Annotated in this window: 24 protein-coding genes and 1 pseudogene; 8 read left to right on the forward strand and 17 right to left on the reverse strand. The window is 63.4% G+C overall.

All coding sequences use genetic code 11. From position 1 onward, the window contains the following. Nucleotides 1–9: 9 nt before the first annotated feature. The 9 genes from RR42_RS31665 to RR42_RS31705 all read right to left on the reverse strand — a co-directional run bounded on the left by RR42_RS31665 (nucleotide 10) and on the right by RR42_RS31705 (nucleotide 7,377). Complete coding sequence (locus tag RR42_RS31665; protein WP_236702089.1) at nucleotides 10–906, reverse strand: SDR family NAD(P)-dependent oxidoreductase; 897 nt, start codon at nucleotides 904–906, stop codon at nucleotides 10–12. A 3-nt stretch (nucleotides 907–909) separates the two neighbouring features. Then, nucleotides 910–1,674, reverse strand: a complete 765-nt coding sequence (locus RR42_RS31670) for an SDR family NAD(P)-dependent oxidoreductase (protein ID WP_043355820.1) — start codon at nucleotides 1,672–1,674, stop codon at nucleotides 910–912. Between the two features lie 165 nt (nucleotides 1,675–1,839). Then, nucleotides 1,840–2,628: an enoyl-CoA hydratase/isomerase family protein gene (locus RR42_RS31675; RefSeq protein ID WP_043355821.1), complete on the reverse strand. Its 789-nt coding sequence runs from the start codon at nucleotides 2,626–2,628 to the stop codon at nucleotides 1,840–1,842. A gap of 28 nt (nucleotides 2,629–2,656) precedes the next feature. Then, complete coding sequence (locus RR42_RS31680; protein ID WP_011295809.1) at nucleotides 2,657–3,553, reverse strand: alpha/beta hydrolase; 897 nt, start codon at nucleotides 3,551–3,553, stop codon at nucleotides 2,657–2,659. A 157-nt stretch (nucleotides 3,554–3,710) separates the two neighbouring features. Next, nucleotides 3,711–4,331, reverse strand: a complete 621-nt coding sequence (locus RR42_RS31685) for a flavin reductase family protein (RefSeq protein ID WP_043355822.1) — start codon at nucleotides 4,329–4,331, stop codon at nucleotides 3,711–3,713. Nucleotides 4,332–4,557: 226 nt separating this feature from the next. Further along, complete coding sequence (locus RR42_RS31690; RefSeq protein WP_043355823.1) at nucleotides 4,558–4,971, reverse strand: tautomerase family protein; 414 nt, start codon at nucleotides 4,969–4,971, stop codon at nucleotides 4,558–4,560. A gap of 63 nt (nucleotides 4,972–5,034) precedes the next feature. Continuing rightward, entirely contained in the window at nucleotides 5,035–5,445 is a 411-nt protein-coding gene (locus tag RR42_RS31695; RefSeq protein ID WP_043355824.1) for a hypothetical protein, read from the reverse strand. Nucleotides 5,446–5,491: 46 nt separating this feature from the next. Continuing rightward, entirely contained in the window at nucleotides 5,492–6,385 is an 894-nt protein-coding gene (locus RR42_RS31700) for an alpha/beta hydrolase (RefSeq protein WP_043355825.1), read from the reverse strand. 8 nt (nucleotides 6,386–6,393) lie between these two features. Continuing rightward, the gene (locus RR42_RS31705) at nucleotides 6,394–7,377 is read right to left on the reverse strand and encodes an MBL fold metallo-hydrolase (protein WP_043355826.1); all 984 of its coding nucleotides are present in this window, start codon (nucleotides 7,375–7,377) and stop codon (nucleotides 6,394–6,396) included. Nucleotides 7,378–7,459: 82 nt separating this feature from the next. Here RR42_RS31705 and RR42_RS31710 point away from each other — a divergent pair, with 82 nt between their 5' ends. Then, nucleotides 7,460–7,966 carry a winged helix-turn-helix transcriptional regulator gene (locus RR42_RS31710; protein ID WP_043355827.1) on the forward strand — a complete coding sequence of 169 codons (507 nt, stop codon included), beginning with the start codon at nucleotides 7,460–7,462 and terminating at the stop codon, nucleotides 7,964–7,966. Between the two features lie 189 nt (nucleotides 7,967–8,155). Beyond that, nucleotides 8,156–8,343, forward strand: a pseudogene (locus RR42_RS41320) (IS5/IS1182 family transposase); the annotation flags it as partial. An 87-nt stretch (nucleotides 8,344–8,430) separates the two neighbouring features. Here the strand turns inward: RR42_RS41320 and RR42_RS40580 are convergent. Beyond that, complete coding sequence (locus tag RR42_RS40580) at nucleotides 8,431–8,604, reverse strand: hypothetical protein (RefSeq protein WP_158408328.1); 174 nt, start codon at nucleotides 8,602–8,604, stop codon at nucleotides 8,431–8,433. Between the two features lie 1,080 nt (nucleotides 8,605–9,684). Here RR42_RS40580 and RR42_RS31720 point away from each other — a divergent pair. Together RR42_RS31720 and RR42_RS31725 are read left to right on the forward strand one after the other, a co-directional pair. Continuing rightward, nucleotides 9,685–9,978, forward strand: a complete 294-nt coding sequence (locus RR42_RS31720) for a helix-turn-helix domain-containing protein (protein WP_043355829.1) — start codon at nucleotides 9,685–9,687, stop codon at nucleotides 9,976–9,978. Next, a complete protein-coding gene (locus RR42_RS31725; RefSeq protein ID WP_043355831.1) occupies nucleotides 9,975–11,276 on the forward strand; it encodes a type II toxin-antitoxin system HipA family toxin in 1,302 nt (433 codons plus the stop codon). Before RR42_RS31720 ends, RR42_RS31725 begins: the two co-directional genes overlap by 4 nt. Before the next feature lie 41 nt (nucleotides 11,277–11,317). On the opposite strand, the gene hutG is transcribed toward RR42_RS31725, so the two are convergent. The 6 genes from hutG to RR42_RS31755 all read right to left on the reverse strand — a co-directional run bounded on the left by hutG (nucleotide 11,318) and on the right by RR42_RS31755 (nucleotide 16,300). After that, nucleotides 11,318–12,259 carry a formimidoylglutamase gene (gene hutG / locus RR42_RS31730; protein WP_043355833.1) on the reverse strand — a complete coding sequence of 314 codons (942 nt, stop codon included), beginning with the start codon at nucleotides 12,257–12,259 and terminating at the stop codon, nucleotides 11,318–11,320. Beyond that, nucleotides 12,256–13,017, reverse strand: coding sequence for an amino acid ABC transporter ATP-binding protein (locus RR42_RS31735; protein ID WP_043355834.1), 762 nt, complete (start codon nucleotides 13,015–13,017; stop codon nucleotides 12,256–12,258). Before RR42_RS31735 ends, hutG begins: the two co-directional genes overlap by 4 nt. Beyond that, a complete protein-coding gene (locus RR42_RS31740; RefSeq protein ID WP_043355835.1) occupies nucleotides 13,014–13,682 on the reverse strand; it encodes an amino acid ABC transporter permease in 669 nt (222 codons plus the stop codon). The genes RR42_RS31735 and RR42_RS31740 overlap by 4 nt, the downstream gene beginning before the upstream one ends. Nucleotides 13,683–13,696: 14 nt before the next feature. Then, the gene (locus RR42_RS31745; protein ID WP_043355837.1) at nucleotides 13,697–14,446 is read right to left on the reverse strand and encodes a glutamine ABC transporter substrate-binding protein; all 750 of its coding nucleotides are present in this window, start codon (nucleotides 14,444–14,446) and stop codon (nucleotides 13,697–13,699) included. A gap of 76 nt (nucleotides 14,447–14,522) precedes the next feature. Beyond that, entirely contained in the window at nucleotides 14,523–15,290 is a 768-nt protein-coding gene (locus tag RR42_RS31750; protein WP_043355839.1) for an IclR family transcriptional regulator, read from the reverse strand. Between the two features lie 293 nt (nucleotides 15,291–15,583). After that, nucleotides 15,584–16,300, reverse strand: a complete 717-nt coding sequence (locus RR42_RS31755) for an SDR family NAD(P)-dependent oxidoreductase (RefSeq protein ID WP_043355841.1) — start codon at nucleotides 16,298–16,300, stop codon at nucleotides 15,584–15,586. Between the two features lie 208 nt (nucleotides 16,301–16,508). Between RR42_RS31755 and RR42_RS31760 the strand changes: the two genes are divergently transcribed. Continuing rightward, entirely contained in the window at nucleotides 16,509–18,608 is a 2,100-nt protein-coding gene (locus RR42_RS31760) for a TonB-dependent siderophore receptor (RefSeq protein WP_043355843.1), read from the forward strand. Between the two features lie 92 nt (nucleotides 18,609–18,700). Further along, the gene (locus RR42_RS31765) at nucleotides 18,701–19,585 is read left to right on the forward strand and encodes an EamA family transporter (protein ID WP_082055174.1); all 885 of its coding nucleotides are present in this window, start codon (nucleotides 18,701–18,703) and stop codon (nucleotides 19,583–19,585) included. On the opposite strand, the gene RR42_RS31770 is transcribed toward RR42_RS31765, so the two are convergent. Beyond that, nucleotides 19,582–20,217 carry a GNAT family N-acetyltransferase gene (locus tag RR42_RS31770; RefSeq protein ID WP_043355845.1) on the reverse strand — a complete coding sequence of 212 codons (636 nt, stop codon included), beginning with the start codon at nucleotides 20,215–20,217 and terminating at the stop codon, nucleotides 19,582–19,584. The genes RR42_RS31765 and RR42_RS31770 overlap by 4 nt on opposite strands. An 88-nt stretch (nucleotides 20,218–20,305) precedes the next feature. On the opposite strand from RR42_RS31770, the gene RR42_RS31775 reads away from it, so the two are divergent. Beyond that, nucleotides 20,306–20,809 (forward strand): winged helix-turn-helix transcriptional regulator, encoded by a 504-nt coding sequence (locus RR42_RS31775; protein ID WP_043355846.1) that lies wholly within the window; start codon nucleotides 20,306–20,308, stop codon nucleotides 20,807–20,809. 347 nt (nucleotides 20,810–21,156) lie between these two features. After that, on the forward strand, nucleotides 21,157–22,479 hold the full coding sequence (locus tag RR42_RS31780; RefSeq protein ID WP_043358285.1) for an MFS transporter: 1,323 nt from the start codon (nucleotides 21,157–21,159) through the stop codon (nucleotides 22,477–22,479). Nucleotides 22,480–22,567 lie beyond the last annotated feature (88 nt).

The following is a 22,567-nucleotide window of genomic DNA, read 5'->3' on the forward strand; positions in this document are numbered from 1 at the left end:
TGGTACGGCTTAAATAATTGAGCGCCCCCCGTCGATGAGCAGGGTCTGGCCAGATATGTACGATCCGGCTGGCGACGCCAACAAAATCGCGGCGCCAACGATGTCGTCTGGTTCGGCGATGCGGTTAGAGGGGGATTTGGCGGCCATCGCTTTTACGGCGTCCGGGGTGCTCAACATGACTTGCGAGAACGCCGTGCGCACCATCGATGGGGCCAAGGCGTTGGCGCGAATGTTCCATTGCCCCCATTCGGCCGCGATGCTGCGTACCACGCCGTTCAGCGCGGCCTTAGCCGCACCATAGGCGCCAAGAGCCGGACTGGCGCGTTCCGATGCGATACTGGACGTCATGAGAACGCTCCCGTAACGGCGTTCCGCCATCTCTGGCAAGAATTGACGGATCAACACCAAGTTATTTCGCACTGTTGTGAGGAGCAAAGAGTCCAGTAGATCAATATCGGTTTCGGCAATTGGCCCGACCGGGACCGGACCTGCCGCATGGCAAACGACAATATCGACATGACCGAAGGCGCGCTTAGACTCTTCAGAAAAATTCTTGACGTTGTCGAGATTGGTGATGTCGCAGGGGATACCCTTAACGTCGAAACCCTCACTTGCCAATAACAACGCTGCCGAGTCGGTGTCCGACTGGAGATGGCTTGATACGACGACTTGCGCACCGCATTGGGCCAAGCCCCGAGCAATTGCCAAGCCCATTCCAGAAGTGGATCCGGTCACTACTGCAACTCGTCCAGTAAGGTCAAATCCCTTGTAATTCATAGTTTTTCTCTCTCCGTTAAAGTAAATGAGAATTTTAAGGATGGAATCGGAAAATTCTGTTGAACATTGAGCAGGAAACTTGCGCACCCAGATCTGGATAATCGATCCGGTGGGGCAGGCTCCGTTCAAATGTTATTGCGCCAATACGCCGCCATCAACGGGAAGGATGTGGCCGGTAACCATGCTCGATGCGGCAGTAGCAAGAAACAATACTGGCCCGGTCATGTCCGCAGGTTCGCACAGTCGTCCTAGCGGTGTCAGCGCTTCGAACTTCGCAACCACATCCGGCTGACTTGTGAGCGCTTCGGTCATTGGAGTGCGAATAATGCTCGGCGCTACAGCGTTGACGCGGATGTTGTAGGGCGCCCATTCGACAGCCCACGAACGGGTCATGTTGACCACCGCGCCTTTAGTAGCCTGGTAGACAATATTCGGATACCAACCGCCGGAAATACCAAGTATCGATGCGGTGTTGACGATTCGCCCGCCACCGCCATCGCGCATGTGCCGCGCGGCGGCCCTGGCGCAAAGAAACATGCCGGTCATGTTTACTGCTACAACCGCATTCCAATCCGCGATCGTCAAATCAAACGAGGTGTTGCGCCGATTGACACCTGCGTTGTTGAATAGCACGTCGATTCGACCGTGTTGGCGGGCGACGTCCTCCATGACGCTTTCGATCGCGTCTTCATTGGACACGTCCGCAACCGCATGTTGTGCCATCGAGCCTATCTCGTTGGCCACCTGTTCTGCCGCCGCGCCGTTTGTATCTAGTACAACGACCCGGGCACCTGCGCCAGCAAACGTGTGTGCGAGGGCCTTGCCAATACCGCTTCCGCCACCAGTAACGACGGTGACCTGGCCAGTAAGGCGAAAATCGGGGAATGGATGAGGCATGTGAATTCCTTCTGTTAATCAAGTGAGGTACTGGGGCAAGGCAACCCGTCACGATCGTGGCGCTGAGCGCTTCATCCCGCTTCTAGCGCGCCAATCCCCGTGCGCCTCGACCACCCGCTCCAGCAACTCCTGCATGTGCGCTCCTTGCAGGGCTTGCGTGGCGGATCAACGGCCCTTGAATTCGAGCGGTGGGCGCGGTGTGCCGGCCTTCAGGGCCTTGATGGCCGAAGCAAGCCCGTCCTTCACGTCCTCTGTCTCGAACAAGGGCATGGCAACGTTGAACATCACATCGTCGGCCGCCTGGACACCGCCGTTGGCCCAGGCCCGCAGCAAGGCCTTGTGGGCGGCGTGGGCGCGCGTCGGGCCGTGCACGAACTTTCCGGCGAACGCGTGCGCCTCTGCAAGCAGCCCGGCATCGGCGACGACGCGGTTGATCACGCCGAAGCGCTCCATCGTTGCGGCGGGGACGCGCTCGGAAGTCAGTGCCCATTCCATGGCACGTGCGCGTCCTGCGCGTTCGGCGACGCGGTAAATGCCGCCCAGCAGGGTCACTAAGGCAAGCGACTGTTCCGGATGGCAGAACGTTGCGCTTTCGGCGGCAAAGATGACATCGGCGCGCAACGCCAGCTCGAAACCACCGCCGGCGCACAAGCCGTGCACCACCGCGATGACAGGCAAGGGCAGGCGTTCGAATCGATTGAAGACGTCCATGTAACCCTCGAAGCGCGCACGCAACTGGCGGGGGGTGTCGTCGGGCCACGGCATGATGTCGCCGCCAAAGCTGAAGTTATCGCCTTCAGCGCGCACCAGCACGACGCGTGCGTCGCTGCGTTCGATCGCGTTGATTGCTACAGCCAGTTCGTCAACCATCCGGTCGCCGATACGGTTTTGCGGCGAGCGATCGAGAATGATCGTGGCAATGCCATGCTCGATGGTATGGGTGAGATGAGACATGTCGGGCTCCTGCGTTGTTGCAAAGTGGTTACGCGAGGTGCTCCTTGAACCAGTCCAGTGCGGCGGCACTGGATTGATCGAACCTTGCGACGTACGGATCGAAGTGGCCACCCGGGATCGTCACGAGGCGCTTCGGCTCAAGGGCCCGCTCGTAGGCCGCCAGCTCGAGATCGGTCAGCGTGATCGTGTCTTGGAGCGCGACGATCATCAGCAGCGGCGTGGGAGACACGCGCGCAATCCACGCGCCCGGTTCGTACATGCGCGCAGCACGCGTAGAGCGCACGGTGACGCTGTTCTCCCAGGCACCGTCAGGCACGGGCTGCAGATAGAACTCGATGGCGTCCTTGGCGCGGTACGAAGCAGGGACGGCCGGATCGGCGCTGACGATCGTCTGCCGGCGCGGCGGCTCGCCGCGTGCCTGCGCGCGTTCGTCCGCCGAGAAGGCCTCCTCGATGGCGGCGACGGCGTCGGGCGGAATGCGGCGCAGTCCTTGCTCGAAGCCGCTGATCGTCGGCACCTGCGTGACTACTGCGCGCAAGCGGCGTTCAGTTGCGCCAAGCACGAGTGCGTGGCCGCCGGAATAGCTCGTGCCCCACAAGCCGATGCGCTTCGGATCGACGACGTCCTGGTGTTCGAGGAAGCTGATCGCGCGCCGCCAATCGGCGATCTGACGCCATGGGTCGATATCCTGGCGCGGCGTGCCGTCGCTGGCGCCGAAGTTGCGGTGGTCATGCAGGAGAACGACAAAGCCGTTTGAGGCGAATTTCTCGGCGAATCGCTCCAAGCCGTGCTCCTTCACGCCTGCGTAGCCATGCGCCATGGTGATGGCGGGATGGGGCCCGGTGCCGCCGGCTGGTACATAGAGCCAGCCGCGCAGCGTGACGCCGCCCTCGGCTTCGAATGCGATATCGGTACGTTGAAACATGGGATTTCTCCTTGTAGAAAGATTTCAGGCGACGCCGTAAAAGTGACTTGCGTCGACCTTGCCTTGCAGGTGGCGACCGAGTCCCGCGGAAAATTTCCGGCCGCCATCAAGCGGCCAGCGATGAATCGCTACGTGCACGATCTCGCTCGACGCCAAGTCAATCACCCGGTCGCTCAAGCGTGAAGAGCTGTCCCGCGCCGATTTCGAAGTAGTCGGCCGGCCCACCGCCGCGCAGGATCGGGCGCGCCTGCGCAGTCTGGTAAACGCCGTTCGTGATGAGCTGCCGGTCAATGTGGATCGCTACTGCTTCGCCTAACACCAGCCACGCCGGGAGCGCCGCGCCGCCCTGCGCCTCAAGCTGCACGATCTGGGTGACCACGCACTCGAACTGCACCGGGCTAGCCGCAACGCGCGCTGGCCGCACCTTGGCGGAGGGCAGCGTCTCCAGCTTGGCCAACTCGAACTCATCGACGTGCGCGGGCACCATTGCCGCGGAGGCGTTCATCGCCTCGACAAGCGGTCGCGTAGCTAGGTTCCACACAAACTCGCCGGTGTCACGCGCGTTGGCGAGCGAGTCCTTCGCACCAAGCGAGCAAAAGCCGACGACCGGAGGCTTGTAGCTGAACAGGTTGAAGAAGCTGTAGGGCGCAAGGTTGCGCACGCCGTCGCTAGAGATTGTGCTGATCCACCCAATCGGTCGCGGAGCAACGATGGCGTTGAGCGGATCATGACGCAGGGCATGCCCCCGTGCCGGTTCGTAGAAGTGCCAGTCGGTCATAGCTCTAACTCTTTGTGGACGGGCGCAAGGACTGCAGACTCCAAGCCTCCGGCTCGGTGAGTCTGCTGCACAAAGGGCCGGAGCGTTGGCACATTCCAATCGCGAGTTCCGTCCAGGGAATGGTTTCGGATCGAAGCCTCGTGGTCCCACGCCTTAGAAACGAACGAGACTTCCGTTTCCCGCCAATTCAGCGCCTAACTTCAAGAACAGGGCAGGCGCGTCCTTCTTACTTGTTCACCCAAGGCATGGAAAGGTCGATATCAGAGACCAGCTTTCCGCCTCCAAAGCTCATGTTTTCCAAGGGAATGGCATACATCATCAAGCTGATATCGTCTTCGCTGACGCCAACCTTTTCTACTGCGTATCGGGTAACCAACTCCGCGAGCTTGCGTTTCTGCTCCACGGTCCTGCTCGTACCGAACGTCACCGTTACGACCATGCGCTTGTCGGATCTCTCCATGGCAGGAAAGGTCGGATGAATGAAGAATTCATCGTCCTTGTGCTCACTGATGATGACGAAACGGTCATCCATAGGCGCATCCATGGCTTCATGAAGAGCGAGATTCAAGGCATCCGCCAGGGCCCGCTTTTCTTCGCTAGAGAACTTTTTAGCTGGAATGTGAGCGTGAAATGTTGGCATGAGTGCTTCCTTGGTTGTGTTGTTCAGGTCAAATGAGGCGATGAAGTTGGATGTTTTCCCTGCTTAACTAAAGAAGTCTTGACCGAGTGTTCCTTCGAGTCGCCCCTTAAGGCCAGATGAGAATTCACGAACGACGGGAAACGGGCTTTGGAAGAGCTTGATGTTGTTGATGAGACCAGACTCATTCCGAGTGAGTATGGTGGTGCCGGCGACCGGCTTGCCACCGTGGATGGCATCCCACTCAAGGTAAGTCTTCGCACCGTCAACCGTCTCCGCAGTGAACACGAATTGTTCGTACATCGTGCTCGTCGCGGCAAAGAACGCCCCGATGAGTGTCGGGCCGACCACGGCCTTGCTGAGGGCAGAGGTCTGAAGGCTGGCGTCAGCGGTGAACGACGCCGCGAATTCGCTGGTTCCTTTCTTCTTGACGATTTCCATCCAGGCCGTTGCCGGTGTCTTGGTGTCAGTAGTCATTGCATTCTCCAATCTGGTGTCTAAGTCTTCGTTGAGGGCGTGCGTGCTACTTCTCGAGGTGCCCAATGAGAAACTCGCCGGCTCTCTGCAGCGCGTCGTGGGCCTGAGGCAATGAGGCTGTCTGAATGTGCCAGACGTGCAGCATCTCCGGCCAGACCTCGAGGTACGACTTGCCGCCGGCCGCGCGCACCTTCCGGTCAATTTCAAGGGCGTCGTCGAGAAGTACTTCGTCGCTTCCGACATGGATGAGCAGTGGAGGAAAGCCGCGCATGTCGGCGAACATCGGTGAGATGCGCGGATCCTTCAAATCGTGGTTGCCAGCGTAAGCCTCGACCATCGCCCGCATCGCGCTCGCGTTGACCATTGGGTCGCGGTCGGCCAACTGCGTTAGCGAGGGCAGCGTCAGCGTTAAGTCTGCCCATGGGCTAATGAGTAGTGCTGCTCGTGCGTCCTTGTGGCCCTTCGAGGATGCGTAGGCAAGGACGTTGAGAGCCATGCCGCCGCCACTGGAATCTCCGGTCACGGCAAACGGCTTGCCAAGCGCACGCACTGCTTCGTAGCCGCGGATGGACTCGTCGTAGGAAGCAGGGAATGGGTGCTCGGGCGCCCAGGAGTGGTCCAGGACGATAACCTGGGACTTAGCCGCTCGAGACAACTCTCCGAGCATGCCCAGATGCGAGGCAGGAGAGCCAGCCACCCAGCCGCCACCGTGGAAATGCAAAATGACACGGTCTTTGGACGCATCGGGAGCCGTAATCGCCACCGCGGCTATGCCACCGAGTTGGGTCGGCTCGACGGTTAGGTCAGCCGCCGGCGGGTTTGCTTGTGAAATTGCCTCCATGCCGACGCGGAGCGTCTCGATCGTGCTTACGGGATGCGCAATGTTGAAGGCGAACATCGCTTCGCGGAGCTTGCGGGCGGAAGAGGAATCGTAGGCCATGGTTCACCTCACTTTAGGTTGAGGAAAGTTGCGGGTACCCAGTCGTAGCCAGTGCCGGTGTCGGCCTTTCGAATACGGCCCAGGCCGGGGAACGGCATGTGGGCTGCGGCAATCATCGTCTTGTCCGCGGCGAGTTTCACCAGAAGGTCTTCACGGGTTTTGATGGCCGTCGCGCCGTCCGAGTCGAAGGCGATGCCGATTTCCGGGTGCGGCATCTGGACGGCGAGGACGTGAGCGGTGTCACCCCAGACCAGCAACGACTGACCCTTTGAGGAAATCATGTAGCCGGTGTGACCGGGCGTATGGCCGGGAATGGCATACGGTGCGATGCCGGAGACGATTTCGTCCATGCCTTCGTACGGCTTCCATTTGCCGGCAGCGATGTAAGGCGCGGCTGCATCCTGTGCCACCTTGAAGAAGATCTTTGCGTCTTCCGGGGCCTTGGCCATGATTTCCTTCGACAGCCAGAAGTCGGAGTCGGCCTTCTTCATCATCACGGTCGCGTTCGGGAAGACACGTTTCCCTTCCTTGTAGATTCCGCCAACATGATCGGCGTGAAGATGGGTCAGCAGCACCAGGTCAACTTGCTCCGGCTTGTAGCCGGAGGCTTTCAAGTTCTGCACCAGCTTGCCCAGCGCAGGTGGGCCCCAGTGGCCGCCCGCACCCGTGTCGATGAGAACAAGCTTGGAGCCGGTGTTGACCAGGTAGCCTTGGACGGTTGCCGAGACATTCTTGGGGTCGTTTTGAAAGGAGCGCTCCAAGAGGGACTGGATGAGTCCCGGTTCGCCATGCAGGAGGCTGGAGTCAATGCCGGCGCTGCCGTCATGAAGCGCGGTGACTTCATAGTCGCCAATCATGGCGCGATAGAAGCCCGGAACCTGCTTGTGCTGCATCGGCGCTGCAGCGTGGGCCGGTGCTACTGCAACGAAGGTGCCAGTGAATGCCAGCGATACCGCGAGAACGGCATGCGAAGTGATGGTTGAGAATTTCATAGTGTTTCCTAACGATCTGCCAAGATCTCTACGAGCACTTGCATTGTGCAAGTGGTTGCATGGTATGCCCAGCAATTGCATAATGCAAGTAGAAATTCAGGAGAAGACTTTGTCCCAAACAAGACGATCGGGCTGCCCGATCAACTTGACGCTTGAGCAGATGGGCGACCGCTGGAGCCTGATCGTTATCCGCGATGTCATGTTCGAGAACAGGCGCAGCTATGGCGCTCTGCTGGAGCACAACAAGGAAGGCATCGCCTCGAACATCCTCGCAAGCCGGCTGAAGCACTTGACCGCGTCTGGCCTGCTGACACGATCTCCGGATCCGAATCATCAGCAGAAAGGCATCTACAGCCTCACGGAAGCGGCCATACAGCTTGTACCTCTGCTCGCATATATGGCTGTCTGGGGCCTTCGGCATACGCATCCGGAGGCGTCTTTGCGCTCGGAACTGCTGGAAAAGGGCGGCCCTTCACTTTGGAGTGCCCTTATGGATGAACTACGTTACCTGCATCTCGGTGCACCGCGTCCGGCACGCTCAGTATTGGGCGAGCTCGGGGCTGACTACGAGAAGGCAATCACTAGTTAGTAATTAGCTCAGGAATTGCGGGACGTGACGAGCAAATTGCTTGGCGCACTGAAACAGGATCGATGCAGTGTTGACGATTCGCCCGCCGCCGCCACCGCGCATCTGCCGCGCGGCGGCCTTGGCGCAAAGGAACATGCCTGTCATGTCTACCGTCCCTTGCGGTGAATACACGGATCAGTACCTCGTCTGAGCACAAGCAACGTCAACGACGTGACGCAAGCTTGCTTGCTACTGCAAGGTGAAGAGACGGTGGCCTTCAGCGATGCTGGGTACCGGGGCGCGAATAAACGCGAAGAAGCGCAGGGCCGAAGTGGCACGTGGCGATGCAGCCGGGTATGCGCGGACAACTGGATCCACGGCGCAAGTGGACGCGCTTGCCGTGAAGTGTAGTAAAGATGCAACTTTTGCGTAGTAAAGTTGCAACCATCCTATGAATCCCTCGATTTGTTCTACGGGGCCGACTTTCACAGCAGCAATTCGGGCAGCAAGGCGACGACTCCCTTTCGCGCTCTCATTGCGCTGACGAGCTTGCGGCTTTGCTGTTCTACGCGCCCAACCTTTTGCGCCAGCTTAGTCATGATGGCGCGCGGATGGCCTTTCTGTTCGACCACGTTGAAGCCGCTCAGCCAGCGCACCACCCCTGTCGGCGGATGCAGCGGCTTGCACCGGAGGGCATCGGGATGGCGGCAGCCGCACTAATGCATCGCCGAAAGCAGCCAGGCAGCAGCATTCGTCTGCGCTCGTGCCACCTTGATAGTCGGCATGCCTGGATCGAAGACCCGGGTAGCGTTGCGGATCCACCGCCGTTGGAGCCGCGGCAGGCTCGCCCACGATCGGCGCAGCAGTAGCCGAGTCAGCCGCTCGCAATCGCGAAGCAGATCGTACGATTCGGCTTCTGTCATCCCGCCGAACCCAAATGTCGTGCCGCGCAGTGCCACCGCCCTGCCCTGCCAATTGCCGATAGCTTGTGGCGGCAGCCATAGCACCCGGCGCCAATAGCATATGAGCGCGTCGCGGCCATTCACTGCTTTCTGTTCTGGCGCGGGGCTGCTTCCTGTACCGGGATCGGCGGCACTATCAGTATTGGCAGTACCATCGCTACACCTGCAGCCGCACTGTCTGCTGCGCAGCCACGTAACCGGACTCCCGGACGGCTCGCTCCCAGTGCGCTGGCTCGAGCACCAACCCTGTTGAGTCCCACTGGGGCCCGTTCAGCAACTGTTGAAGATCGTCATTCGTGCGAGCCGCGCTCATCATTCATGCTAGCGTAGCCTTTTCACGCTCAGCATTCATGCGACTGTAGCTTTTCAATGCGAACCAACGTTCCTGTCGGACGTTGCGCAAGCTTCGCGAAGCAACTGCGATTTTGGCGAGTTCGACGTAGTCTCACGAATGCTGAGCATCCATGGCCTTGACGTTGCCTTTCAGCAACTGTCGAAAAGCGTACTTACGGAACGAATTCGCTTAGAAATCAAAGTGTTTTGGCAATGTGATTGGTTTTACACATTGTGTACATCGCTCGCACGATCCCTGTTCCTCAACAGCTGGGCCGCCTCCGCATTCTGGCGTCCGCAGGGCAAGCGGCAGACCAGAGCAAGGCGGCCTGATCACGCAAGCCACTATGTTATGACATATAAACTTGATATATATTATGCAATAACATAAAAAACGCCGTCGTATGCTATGCTATTTCATATCTTCTTAGATGAAAATATGCCATGGCATCACTCTACGACCAGCTCCGGGCACGCCGAGCCGCACGCAAATCCTCGCTGGGGGAAGTGGCCCGGCTGATCGGCATGGCGCCGTCCAACCTGACCACGGCGCTGAGCGGCCGCAGCGATGTGCGCGCCTCCACACTCGAAGCCGTGGGTGCCGCGCTCGATGCGGAATGGGTCCTGGTGCCCCGCGAGCACCTGCTCGCCGTGAAGCGCCTGGTCGAGGGCAAGGACAGCGGACCGGACCGCGAGGCCAAGACCTCGGTGGAAATGTTCCTGGAGCAGGAATCATGAGCACCGGGCTGCGGCCCCGCTATCTGGAAGTGCACCTGCACGGCGTGCTGTGCGGCCATCTGTGCGAGGTCGGGCGCACCTGCCGCTTCGTGCCGGCGGAAGCCTTCCGTGGCGACCCGCTGCGGCCCACGCTCAGCCTTTCGCTGACCTTCCCCGGCAACGACACGCTGAGCGCCTCGGTGCTGTCCAACCCCTTCCATCCCGCGCTGTACAACACCAACGCGGCGTTGCCGCCCTACTTCGCCGGGCTGCTGCCCGAGAGCGAGCTGCGCAAGCGCCTGGAGGCCACGCGCCGCCATCCCGAAGACCGTGACGATTTCGGCATCCTGGCCGCCGCCGGCGACGACCTGCCGGGCGCGGTGGTGGTGCGCCCCGCGCCCATCGATGCCCTGCCCGCGCACGTGCGCACCATCGGCGTGACAGGCGGCGCGGACAACCTGGAAATCGCCGTGATCGAAGGCGCCACCGAAGGCGCGGCCTCGGTCTCGGGCGTGCAGAACAAGCTGGCGCTTTCCACCGCACATGCCGGCAAGCGCTACACCATGCCCACCCACGGGCACCTGTCGGACCTGATCGCCAAGCTGCCCGCGCGCAACGACGATAGCCAGGTCTTCAACGAATACGTGTCGATGCAGCTGGCGCAGGCCGCTGGCGTGGCGGCAGCGCCGTGCCGGCCCGTGCCGCTTGCCGCCATCGAGGTTGAGGGGCTGGCCGAGGCCCTTGGCGCGGATCTGCACTTCCTTGCCGTGGACCGCTTTGACCGAGAACCTGGCGGACGCGTGCATGCCGAAGACGGTTGCCAGTTGCTGACCCGCATGCCCAATAGCAAGTACGCCGGCCGCGACGCCTACGCCGTGCTGGTGCAATTGCTCGACCGGCTGAGCGTGCGCGGGATCGAGGATGTGCGGCAGTTCTTTATCCGGCAGGCCGTCAACACCCTGCTGGGCAACAGCGACGCCCACCTGAAGAACTTCTCCTTCCTGTACCGCAACGGCATCGCGCCGGAGCTGTCGCCCGCCTATGACATCGTCAGCGTGGCCGCCCTGCCGGGCTTTGCCGGCTTCGGCCAGAACGTGGCCATCGACCGCCAGCAGCGCGGGCAAACGTTGCAGACCTACCGCGACTTCGCGCGCGAGGCCCGGATCGCCGAGCGCATCGCCACCGCCGCCGTGAAAGACGCTGTGGCGATGGCCAACGAGCGCTGGCCGGCATTGCTGGAGCAGTTGCCGGCGCCGGCGGGCATGCGTGCCGTCGTGCTGGAACGGCTGGCGACGTTGCCGCTGGCACGGCGGAAATAGACTGCCGCTGGGAGACGGACCCCGGGCAAGCGGGCACCGCCTCAGGCCAGCAGCCGGTACGCCAGCCGTGCCGCCACCCGCGCGCCCTGATGATCGCGGTCGTAGCTGGGGTTGTACTCTGCCAGGTCAGCCACGCGCAACTTGCCGCTGCGCCGCACCTCGCCCACCAGCGCCTCGACTACCGCCAGCGGCACGCCAAAGGCAGCGGGCGCCGAGACGCCCGGCATGACGGCCGCCGGCAGCGCATCCAGATCGATGGTGAGATAGACATGCTCGGCCAAGGCCATGCGCTCCCGCAACGCGGCCAGGCGAGCATCGAGATGCCGTTCCTGCAAGTCGACATCCTCGACGTAAGACACCCCCAGTTCGTCGGCCCGGGCAAACAGGGCCGGCGTATTGGCAAGACGGCTTACGCCCAGGCAGACATAGTCGAAAGGCAGCCCGCGGCGCGCACTCTCGCACGCGATCTGGTCGAACGGCGTTCCGGAGCTGGCTGGCCGGCTGGTACGCAAGTCGAAGTGTGCATCGATATTCACGATCAGCAGCCGGCCGCCGTCGCCGGCGGCATCCAGATGCGCCCGCAACCCCTGCCAGCTGCCCCAGGCGACTTCGTGGCCGCCGCCCAGCACCAGCGGCAAGCCGCCGCCGTCCAGCACGGCACGGACCGCCCCCGCCAAGCGTTCCTGGGCGGCTTCCAGCGCATCGTCTTCGCAGATCACGTTGCCAGCGTCGTACAAGGCCGGCAGTCCGTGCGCGGGCACGTTGGCCAGGGCGCGGCGGATTGCATCCGGCCCCTGCGCCGCGCCGGCGCGGCCGTGGTTGCGCAGCACGCCGGCATCGCAGGCAAAGCCCACCACCACCGGCGACCCGGCCGGCAGCGGCGCGCCCGCGGCGCGCACGACATGGAACAAACGCCTGGTGTCACCACGCTCGCCGGCGTCGCTACGGCCCTGCCAGACAGACTCTGTCATTGCCATGCTCATTGCCGCGTCAGCACGGCTTGCAGGAAACCGCGCGTGCGCTCCTGCGTGGGCGCGGTGAAGATGACGGACGGCGGACCGGCTTCGATAATGCCGCCGCCGTCCATCACCACCACGACATCGGCAACCTCGCGGGCAAAGCCCATCTCGTGCGTGACCACGACCATCGTCATGCCTTCGGCGGCCAACACCTTCATCACTTGCAGGACCTCGCCCACCAGCTCAGGATCGAGCGCAGAGGTAGGCTCGTCGAACAGCATCACACGCGGCGCCATGGCGAGCGCGCGCGCAATGGCCACACGCTGTTTCTGTCCACCCGAGAGGCTGGCCGGCATGGCGTGCGCCTTGTGTGCCAGGCCCACTTTCTCCAGCAGCGCCATCGCCTTGCGCTCGGCGTCGTCGCGCGAGGCGCCGCGCAGCATGCGGGGACCAAGCGTGACGTTGTGCAGCACGGACAGGTGGGGGAACAGGTTGAAGGACTGGAACACCATCCCGACTTCCGTGCGCAAGCGGTTTAGTTCCGGGTCGGCGATCAGCAGCCCCTGATCGAGCAGCTTGGTGCCACAGATCTCGATGGTGCCGCTCTCCGCCTGCTCCAGGCCGTTGCAGCAACGCAGGAACGTGCTCTTGCCCGAGCCGCTGGGCCCGATCACCACCACCACTTGCGATGGCTCCACATCGAAATCGATGCCCTTCAGTACCGTATGGTCGCCGAAGGATTTGCCCAGATTGCGGATCCGGATGATTGCGGAATCGCTCATTGCACCATGCCTCCCATACGCAGCCGTTGCTCCATGTGCCGCAGGAACAATCCAGCGGCGCTGGTCAGCAGCAGATAGACCAACGCGATTGCCAGGTACACCTCCAACGAGCGGTAGGACACACTGATGATCTTCTGCCCCTCGTGCATCACGTCGTGAATGGTCAGCAGCGATACCAGTGCAGAGTTCTTGATCAATGCGATGAACTCATTGCCCAGCGGCGGAATCATGCGCACGATCGCTTGCGGAAGGATCACCGCGCGCATCGCCTGGCCTGACGACATGCCGATGGAACGCGCAGCTTCCATCTGGCCCTTGTCGACAGACTGGATCGCGCCCCGCACGATCTCGGAGACATAGGCGCCGGAATAGATGCCCAGGCCGATCACGCCGCAAACGAATGCCGGTAGCAGGATGTCAAACTGCGGCAGCCCGAAGAACAGCAAAAACAGTTGCACCAGCAAAGGCGTGCCACGGATCGCGGTCACGTAGGCGGTACAGAGGCCATACACGACGCGGCGCCGCGGATCGAGCCGGCCGATGCCAACCAGCAAACCCATCACGCACCCGAGCACCAGCGCGCAGGCTGTCACCTCGACCGTGACCCCGGCGCCGCGCACCAGGTCGGGCCAGCCGGCCCAGACCGGCGAGAAGTCCAGCTCCATGATGCCATCCCTCCTTACTTATGCGCGGCGCCGAACCACTTCTGGACCAGCTGCGCATAGGTGCCATCGGCCTTGAGCTTGGTCAGCGCGGCATTCACCGCGCGTGTCAGCTCCGGCGTATCCTTGCGCACCGCCATGCCGTACTCCTCGGTGGTCAGGGCCTTCTCGACCACGCGCATACCGCCGCGCGCCTTGACATATTGCATTGCCGCGGGCTTGCCGGTCACTGCCGCATCCGCGCGGCCGATCTCGACAAGGTTGAACATTTCCTGGTTTTTTTCGACTTCCACGCGCTGGACCTGCGGATAGTTCTCGCGCAGGAAATTGACTGACTTGGTGCCGACCTGCACGCTTACCTTCTTGCCATTGAGATCCGCCGGCGTATTGATGGCGGTATTGCCGGATTTAACCAGCGCGACCAGGCCGCCGGTGTAGTAGGGATCGGTGAAATCCACCACCTTGCGGCGCTCCTCGGTGATGTAGATGCCGGACACCGCCATGTCGAAGCGGCGCGAGATCAGGCCGGGGATCAGCCCCTTGAAATCGATGTCGGTCCATTCGACGCGCTTGCCCATCGTCTTGGCGAGCGCTTCGACCAACTCGACATCGAAGCCCGTGCGCTTGCCGTTCTCGACGAATTCCATTGGCGGGAAGGTGGCATCCGTGGCCACCCGCAGGACTGCGTTGTCCTGGGCTCGCGCCAGGCCGGCAGCGAGGCTGAGGCCCATCAGGCCGATAAGCAGGCATTTGCGTCGAAGATTCATCAATCGCTCCTCTCGTAGGTATTGGATCTGGTACTGGTTATTGCGTATCCGGTACTGGGTGCCAGGGTGCCGGGTACTAGAAGGACTGGAGCCCAGCCGAGACTCTTCCTGCGGCCGACCTCGTCATCTCGATCAGGAGCGGCTCGCGCCCCTGCGTGCGGGTGGCCGGTGCCATCAGCGTGATCGAGCCGACCGCCGCCGTCTTCTCGCGCCGGCGAAACACCGGCACGCTGACGCCCCATACGCCGGCATCCACCTCGCCCTGGCTGACTGCATAGCCAGCCCGCTCGATGCCAGCAAGTTCGTCCAGCAATTGTTCTGCCTGCATGGCGTCCATATCGGGCAGGCCAAGCACGATGCGCCGGCGTGCGTCCTCGTGCATGAACGCAAGCAGGGACTTTGCCGACGCCCCCGCCCGCAATGGCACGCCGCGCCCCTTTTCAAACGAGCAACGCAGCGACTGCCGGCTCTCAATCATTTCCAGGCAAACCGCCTGGTCCTTGACCGCCACCACCAACCCTACGCTCTCGCCGGATTGCTGTACCAGCCATTGCATTTCCGGCTGCGCTTCGCGCGCGAGGTGCGAGGCCATGTCAAAACCAAGCGCCAGCTGCAGGCTGATCGGACCGGGCGCATACCGTCCATCCGACTCCAGCACGAAGCCCCATTTCTTGAGCAGCACCAATTGGCGATACAGGGTGCTCTTGGGCAAGCCGGTGGCAGCGCCCAGTTCGCGCACGGTCATCGGCTTGCCCTGCTGGGCCAAGGCGGCGAGCACAAACAGCACGCGATCCGCGCCAGCGGCGGGGTAGTTGGTTTCGGGGGCGTCGGCTTCGATCTGCATGGGACGAGAGCATGCGCGTGTTTTCCCAAATATCAAAACCTCGATTCCCAATACTCGGGAAAACGGGACTGGGATTTACCCTAGCATCGAAATGGACTTCCGCTTGCGTCATCACCGGGGTTCTCCCGGATCCACTTCCCATGCCATGTACACATCAAGCGCCAATCGCTGCGAAGAACGACTACCTGCGCGACATGGATGCATGTGTCCCGGGCAGGCTTTGCGCCTGCCGAGTCCGGGGAATCCATATAGGAGAAGCCTCGCACCGTGCCGGCCCACGTGCCGGCCGCGGGTCAACTCAACCCATCCAGCACCACATGCTGCCCATGGATCGCCTGCGCCGCGTCAGAGGCCAGGAAGGCAATGGCGCGCGCCGCCGACGCGGTCGAGACCCAATCGGTGGGATCGGCAGCGGGCATGGCCTGGCGGTTGGCATGGGTGTCGAGCGTGCCCGGCGCGACACTGTTGACGTTGACGCCGGCGCGGCGCACCTCCTGCGACAAGCTCTCCACCAGACGCTGCAACGCGCTCTTTGACGCGCAGTAGGCACCCATCGCGGCGGCCCCGCTGGCGGCGCCGCGCGCGGTCACAGCCACGACCTTGCCGGCGCCCTGCGCAAGCATGGCGGGCAACAGATGCTGCGTGACGGCCACCAGCGACCAGGCGTTCAGATCCATCATCCGCATCCAGGATTCGCGGCTGAGCGCATGCACGGGCTCGCCCATCTCGAAGCCGCCGGCCACGTGCACCAGCACATCCACGCCACCGAACGCGTCGAGGATACTGCGTGCCGCCATGGCCATGCTCTGCGTCGAGGTCACGTCCGCCGCCAGCAACAGGTGCCAGTCCGCAGCCTCGGGCACCGGCGCATGCGCGCGCAGCACTGCCACGTCGCGGTCGATCAGGGCCAGCCGCGCCCCCTCGTCCGCGAACGCCTGGGTAACGGCGCGGCCAAGCGCGCCACCGGCGCCAGTAATCACGATGCGGCGGGGGGATGCTGACGGTGCCATGGTGTTCTCCTGTTCGGGTTTCTGTCTCCTAGTCACCATAGCCTGCCGCGCTTGAGGTGCAAAGCGCGTTGGAGGGCGAGGCGCAAGACCGGCGCATGCATTCGGCCTCGCCGTGGCCGGCAAAGCACGTATCGATTTCATTGCAAAATCTTACAAACGCTAATCATTATCATTTACAATCCGGCGCTTTCCGCACTCTCGCAGCGCCATGCTCACTCGCCAACTGATTGCCCCGGCCGCCCTGGGCTGCCTGTTCTCCCCCGTCATGGCCCTGGCCGCCCCGGACGCCGAGACCACCTTGCCGTCCGTCACGGTCAGCGCCGCCGAAGACCCCCGCGCCGACACCGGCTTTGCCACGCGCCGGGCAGCTGGCGTGACCAAGTCCGGCGCGTCCGCGGCGGACAGCGCACAGTCCATCACCGTGATCACGCGCGACCTGATGGACAGCCAGCAAGCCCAAACCCTGGGTGACGCACTGGCCAATTCCGCAGGCGTGGTCACCAATGTCTACGGCCGGCGCGGCTGGGACGACTTCATCATCCGCGGCCAGCGCGCATCGGAATCCGTCTTTGTGGATGGCCTGCTGGTCGAGAGCAACAACCGCGTGGCGCAGGAGCTGTTCGGCGCCGAGCGCGTGGAAGTGCTCAAAGGCCCGGCCTCGGTATTGTTCGGCAAGGTGCAGCCCGGTGGCATGGTCAATATCGTCAGCAAGCGCCCCAGGCCCGAACGGTTTGGCGAACTGGGGCTGACGGTAGGCAACTACGGCTTGCGGCAGGTCACGGCGGACGTGGGCACGCCGCTGTCGGAAAACGGCAAGGCCGCGCTGCGCGTGAACGCTCTGGCGATGAACAGCGACGACGCGACCGACTACGTCTATTACCGCAACCGCTATATCGCGCCGTCGCTGTCGCTGGACCTCGGCGCGCGCACCGACCTGACCCTGCTGGCGAGCCACAACGCGCGGCAATATGTGCGCCAGCAAGGCCTGCCCGTGAATGGCACGCTCACCGCCAACCGCAACGGCACCCTGCCCAACAGCCGCTTTACCGGCGAGCCGGGCCTGGCGCCATACGACGGCGAGCAGAACCGGCTGGGCTATGCGCTGACCCATCGCTTCGATTCCGGCTGGACGCTGAACCAGAATTTCCGCTGGCAAACGCTGTCGCTGGCCGGCACGCTGATCGCGGGCGGCACCATGGCAGTCAACAGCCAGTTGCTCAACCGCAGCGGCACGCAGCAGGACTTTTCCGGCACCACCGTCGGCGTGGACACCAACCTGCAGCGGCGCTTCGAGATTGCCGGGCAGCAGCATGAGATCACGCTCGGCGTGGACTACAACCGCAGCAACGAGAGCCGCCTGCAGCGCACCTGCCGCGTCGCGGCGCTGAACGTCTACAACCCGGTCTATGGCGCGGCCGTGAACTGCCCCAGCGCCTACAGCCTGAACCAGGAAGACAATGTCAGCACGCTGGGCTTCTACGCGCGCGACCAGGTGCGGCTTGCCGAGCGCTGGCTGCTCACCGCCGGCCTGCGCCACGACACCGCCCGCACCAGCACCACGGACCGCCTGGCCGCCACGCGCCTGGACGACACCGCGCGGGCCGTCACCGGCAGCGCCGGGCTGATGTTCGACCTGACCAGCTGGGCACGTCCCTATGTCAGCTACGCAACCTCGTTCCTGCCCAATAGCGGCACCGACGTCAACGGCAGCACCTTCAAGCCCGAGACGGGACGCCAGGCAGAGGTGGGCATCAAGTTCGATCTGCCCAACAAGAGCGGCCTGCTGACACTGTCGGCCTTCGACCTGACCCGGCGCAACGTGCTGAGCTCGGACCCGGTCAATACCGGCTTCAGCATTGCCACGGGCGCGCAGCGCACGCGCGGGCTGGAGGCAGAGCTGACGGCGGATCTTGGCGGCGGCTGGAGCCTGGCCGGCGCCTATGCCTACATCGCCAGCGAGGTCACGGAAGACACCGTTGCCGCCAATGTGGGCAAGCCGCTCAACAACGTGTCCCGGCACAGCGTCTCGCTTTGGGGCACCAAGCATTTCCGCGGGCCGCTGGCAGGCTGGTATGCCGGTGCCGGCATGCGCGCGCAGAGCGCCAAGGGCGGCTACACCTTCAACTACACCGTGCCCGGCTACGCGGTGGCAGACCTTGGCGTGGGCTATGTGGCATCGCACTGGAAGGCCGCGCTCAACGTCAAGAACGTGTTCGACAAGGCGTACTACGCCGGCGGCCTGAGCAACAACATCGTGCCGGTGGGCAATCCCCGTACGGTCATGCTCAACGTGGCGCTCAGCTACTAAGCTACGCTGTGCGCTTGCAGCACATCGCAGCCTAGCCAGCCGGGCCAGGATCGTTCAAGATTCGGGCTCGCAGAATCGCCTGAGAGTCGCAATTGCCGCTGAATCGCCTGAATCAAAGTGCCACCCTGATCGCCGTGCTGGCCTTGATCGGATCGATGGCTTCGCTCTGCGTCGGTACGTCGTTTGCCAAGAGCCTGTTTGCCGAAGTTGGCGCCCAGGGCACCACGGCGCTGCGGGTGAGCTTCTCGGCGTTGATCCTGCTGTGCGTGTGGCGGCCCTGGCGGATGCCGCTCAGCCTGGCCAACGCCCGCGTGATCGCGCTATACGGCGCGGCGCTGGGTGCCACCAACCTGCTGTTCTACATGTCGCTGCGCACCGTCCCGCTCGGGCTGGCGATTGCCATCGAGTTCACCGGGCCGCTGGCGCTCGCCGTGTCGTCGTCGCGGCGGGCCATCGACTTTCTCTGGATTGCCTTTGCGGTGGCAGGCTTGCTGTTGCTGTTGCCGCTCGGGGAGAACGTTGCCACGCTCGATCCCGTGGGCATCGGCTACGCGCTGGCGGCCGGCGTGGGCTGGGCGCTGTACATCATCTTCGGGCAGATGGCAGGCAACGCGCACGGCGGGCAAGCCACCTCGCTCGGACTGACCATGGCATCGCTGGTCGTGCTGCCCTTCGGACTGGCGCATGCCGGCGCGGCCATGTTCAGCCCGTCGCTGCTGGTGGCAGGGCTGGCGGTTGGCCTGCTCTCCAGCGCCATCCCCTATTCGCTGGAAATGGTGGCGCTCAAGCGGCTGCCGCGCCGCACCTTCGGCATCCTGCTCAGCATGGAACCCGCCATGGGCGCCCTGGCAGGCCTCGCCTTCCTGCACGAGACGCTGAATACGCAGCAATGGCTGGCGATTGCCAGCATCATCACGGCGTCAGTGGGATGCACCGTGACAGCCGGATCGCGCAGGCGCGCAAGCGCGGAGGCCTAGGGCGCCGGGACCCGGGCGGCGCCCTGCAACGCGCCGTTGCCGGCCAGCTCGCCCAGCACCAGTTTCACCTCATACAGCAGGCTGTCTTCCGGGTTGCGCCGGGTGGAGAAACCGAACTCCCGCATCAGCGCCAGCATGCGGCGGTTCTCGCTCAGCACGTCCCCGCGCAGCAGATGCAGGCCGGCGACCAGCGCCGCGTCGCGCAAGCGCTGTATCAGCCGGCGGCCGATACCCTTGCCTTGCCAGTCGTCGGCCACCGCCACGGCGAACTCGCCAACGTCGCCGTCTTCGCCACGCGTCACCACGTAGTTGCCGTTGGCGACAATCATCGGCAGCCCCTCCACTTGCGCCGTGACCACCAGCGCCAGGCCGGCGTTGCTCTCGATAAACAGGTCGATTACCTCGTCGGACACGCGTCCGCCGGTCAGGAAGCGGTAATAACGGCTTTCGTGCGACAGGGCCTGGACGAAGGCCCGCTCTCTATCGGCATCCGCGGCACGAACGGCGCGCACGACCACGCGCTCGCCACCGCTCAACTTCCAGGTCTCGGCGCATTCCGGACAGCCAGCATGCCAGCCGCCGCCGGTCAGGGGGGATTGGCCGGCAAGGCTGGGGGGATTCGAGGGCTGCATTTCCGGCTCCTGACTTCATATTTAGTAGTCAGAAGTATAGGCAATACCCTGACTTTTGCAAATGAAGTTAGCCTGCTATGCTCATTGCATGGATCTCACCACCCAAGAACTCCGCAACTGCTCGATTGCCGCGACCCTCTCGCTGGTTGGAGAGAAGTGGACAATTCTTATCTTGCGCGACGTTTTCCACGGTATCAGGCGCTTCGACGATTTTCTGGAGCGCCTGCAGTGCTCCCCCGCCGTGCTGTCGGCCAGGCTCAAAACGCTGACCGAGGCAGGCATCCTGCGCAAGGTGAGCTATCGGGAGCCGGGCGAGCGGGAACGGTTCGAGTACCGGCCGACGCGCGCCGCGGTGGAGCTGCTGCCGGTGGTCATCGGGCTGATGCAATGGGGGGATCGCCACCTGGCCGCCAGCGGCCAGGGGCCGGTGACCTTGCTTACCGCACAGCAGGGGCGCCGCGTGCGCGCGGCGCTGGTGGATGACGCGGATCAGCTGGTGCGGCCCAACGATATCGAGATTTGCCACGCTAGCCAGCGGCCAGCGCCGGCGGCTGAGGGCGAATTCCCGCACGCGCCTGCCACGCAGGCGTGATCTTGGGCGCGATCCTGGGCGCGATCGGCCGTCAATCCTTCGGCCACGGCCTGCACCACCCCGCGCACCGCCCGGCCCATTGCACTGCACCATGACCGTGCCGCCCCGCCCCACCTCGGCGCATCGCCTCCCGGCCTGACGCTCCTGCTCGGCGCAAAAAGCCCGCCATCCATCACAAACAGCCCTGGCACAACGCTTGCGTAATAAGACGTGAGCGGACCAACGGCGGCCCGCTCACCTCACACAGGGTGGTAGCGGTCTTCACCGCTGCCACCAGGACAACGGCGTCCCCTGATCTGGTCTTCACGACCGGATTGCGGGACGCCATTTGTTTTTATGGAGCCATGATGACCGGCAAAGCCACCCGCATCGAACTGCTAAGCCTGCGCACCCCGCAGATGCGCGCCTTCCACCTGACGTGGATGGCCTTCTTCGTGTGCTTCTTCGCGTGGTTCGCCTGCGCGCCGTTGATGCCGGTGCTCAAGGGCGAATTCGGCCTGACTCCCGACCAGATCGCCAATATCAATATCGCTGCGGTGGCCGTGACCATTCTCGTGCGGTTGGCCATCGGCCCGCTGTGCGACCGCTTTGGCCCCCGGCGCGCCTACACCGGCCTGCTCGCACTGGGTGCAATCCCCGTGCTGGGCGTGGCGATGGCGCAGAGCTACGAAGCCTTTCTGTTCTTCCGCCTGTTGATTGGCGCGGTTGGCGCGAGCTTCGTGATCACGCAGTACCACACCTCGGTGATGTTCGCGCCCAATGTGGTGGGCACCGCCAACGCGGCAGCCGCTGGCTGGGGCAACGCCGGCGGTGGCGCCGCGCAAGCGCTGATGCCGCTGCTGCTGGGCGGCGTGCTGATGCTGGGCGTGAGCCACACCATGGGCTGGCGCCTGGCGTTGCTGGTGCCGGGCGTGCTGATGCTGATCATGGCGGTGCTGTACTGGCGCTATACGCAGGACTGCCCGCAAGGCGACTTCAAGGATCTGCGCGCGCGCGGCATCGCCATCGACAGCGGCAAGAAAGGCGGCTGGGCCAGCTTTGTCGCCGCTGCCGGCAACTACCGCGTGTGGATGCTGTTTATCACCTACGGTGCCTGCTTCGGCGTGGAGATCTTCATCCACAACGTGGCCGCTACCTATTACGTGGATCACTTTGGCCTGTCGCTGAGCAGCGCCGGCCTGGCCGCCGCCAGCTTTGGCCTGCTCGCCCTGTTCGCCCGTGCCCTGGGCGGCTGGCTGTCGGACAAGGCTGCGCTGCGCCGTGGCCTGGATGCGCGTTCCATGCTGCTGTTCGTGCTGATCCTGGGCGAAGGCCTGGGCCTGTTGTGGTTTGCGCAGGCGCATAACGTCGTGGCTGCCGTTGCCGCCATGCTGGGCTTTGGCCTGTTCACCCATATGGCCTGCGGCGCCACCTATGCGCTGGTGCCCTTTATCGACCGCAAGGCGCTGGGCGGCGTGGCCGGCATCATCGGCGCCGGCGGCAACGTGGGCGCCGTGGCGGCGGGCTTCCTGATGAAGGGCCTGGGCGGCAACCTGCAGCAAACGCTGACCGTGCTGGGCACGGCGGCCATGGTCTCCGCCTTGTGCGCCATCGCCGTGCGTTTCTCGGCCGAGCACAAGGCCAGCGAGCAGGCGCTGTTCGACAACGCGCTGGCCAGTTCCGGGTCCTGAGCCCGCCCGACGCCACGACGCAACGACGCAACGACGCAACGACGCCACCAAAGCACACGCACCAGCGGCCCCACAGAACAAGGAAACC

Source organism: Cupriavidus basilensis, from assembly GCF_000832305.1.
In the GTDB taxonomy this organism is placed as follows: Bacteria; Pseudomonadota; Gammaproteobacteria; order Burkholderiales; family Burkholderiaceae; genus Cupriavidus; species Cupriavidus basilensis_F.

Bases quoted from the DNA above. Each gene is read 5' to 3' on its own strand.
- RR42_RS31680 (WP_011295809.1), bottom strand. From the start codon at position 3,553: ATGTTTCAACGTACCGATATCGCATTCGAAGCCGAGGGCGGCGTCACG.
- RR42_RS31705 (WP_043355826.1), bottom strand. From the start codon at position 7,377: ATGAAATTCTCAACCATCACTTCGCATGCCGTTCTCGCGGTATCGCTG.
- RR42_RS31675 (WP_043355821.1), bottom strand. From the start codon at position 2,628: ATGTCTCATCTCACCCATACCATCGAGCATGGCATTGCCACGATCATT.
- RR42_RS31745 (WP_043355837.1), bottom strand. From the start codon at position 14,446: ATGAATCTTCGACGCAAATGCCTGCTTATCGGCCTGATGGGCCTCAGC.
- RR42_RS31760 (WP_043355843.1), top strand. From the start codon at position 16,509: ATGCTCACTCGCCAACTGATTGCCCCGGCCGCCCTGGGCTGCCTGTTC.
- RR42_RS31740 (WP_043355835.1), bottom strand. From the start codon at position 13,682: ATGGAGCTGGACTTCTCGCCGGTCTGGGCCGGCTGGCCCGACCTGGTG.
- hutG (WP_043355833.1), bottom strand. From the start codon at position 12,259: ATGAGCATGGCAATGACAGAGTCTGTCTGGCAGGGCCGTAGCGACGCC.
- RR42_RS31695 (WP_043355824.1), bottom strand. From the start codon at position 5,445: ATGACTACTGACACCAAGACACCGGCAACGGCCTGGATGGAAATCGTC.
- RR42_RS31685 (WP_043355822.1), bottom strand. From the start codon at position 4,331: ATGACCGACTGGCACTTCTACGAACCGGCACGGGGGCATGCCCTGCGT.
- RR42_RS31690 (WP_043355823.1), bottom strand. From the start codon at position 4,971: ATGCCAACATTTCACGCTCACATTCCAGCTAAAAAGTTCTCTAGCGAA.
- RR42_RS31770 (WP_043355845.1), bottom strand. From the start codon at position 20,217: ATGCAGCCCTCGAATCCCCCCAGCCTTGCCGGCCAATCCCCCCTGACC.
- RR42_RS31755 (WP_043355841.1), bottom strand. From the start codon at position 16,300: ATGGCACCGTCAGCATCCCCCCGCCGCATCGTGATTACTGGCGCCGGT.
- RR42_RS31700 (WP_043355825.1), bottom strand. From the start codon at position 6,385: ATGGCCTACGATTCCTCTTCCGCCCGCAAGCTCCGCGAAGCGATGTTC.
- RR42_RS31720 (WP_043355829.1), top strand. From the start codon at position 9,685: ATGGCATCACTCTACGACCAGCTCCGGGCACGCCGAGCCGCACGCAAA.
- RR42_RS31735 (WP_043355834.1), bottom strand. From the start codon at position 13,017: ATGAGCGATTCCGCAATCATCCGGATCCGCAATCTGGGCAAATCCTTC.
- RR42_RS31710 (WP_043355827.1), top strand. From the start codon at position 7,460: ATGCAAGTAGAAATTCAGGAGAAGACTTTGTCCCAAACAAGACGATCG.
- RR42_RS31725 (WP_043355831.1), top strand. From the start codon at position 9,975: ATGAGCACCGGGCTGCGGCCCCGCTATCTGGAAGTGCACCTGCACGGC.
- RR42_RS31670 (WP_043355820.1), bottom strand. From the start codon at position 1,674: ATGCCTCATCCATTCCCCGATTTTCGCCTTACTGGCCAGGTCACCGTC.
- RR42_RS31750 (WP_043355839.1), bottom strand. From the start codon at position 15,290: ATGCAGATCGAAGCCGACGCCCCCGAAACCAACTACCCCGCCGCTGGC.
- RR42_RS31780 (WP_043358285.1), top strand. From the start codon at position 21,157: ATGACCGGCAAAGCCACCCGCATCGAACTGCTAAGCCTGCGCACCCCG.
- RR42_RS31775 (WP_043355846.1), top strand. From the start codon at position 20,306: ATGGATCTCACCACCCAAGAACTCCGCAACTGCTCGATTGCCGCGACC.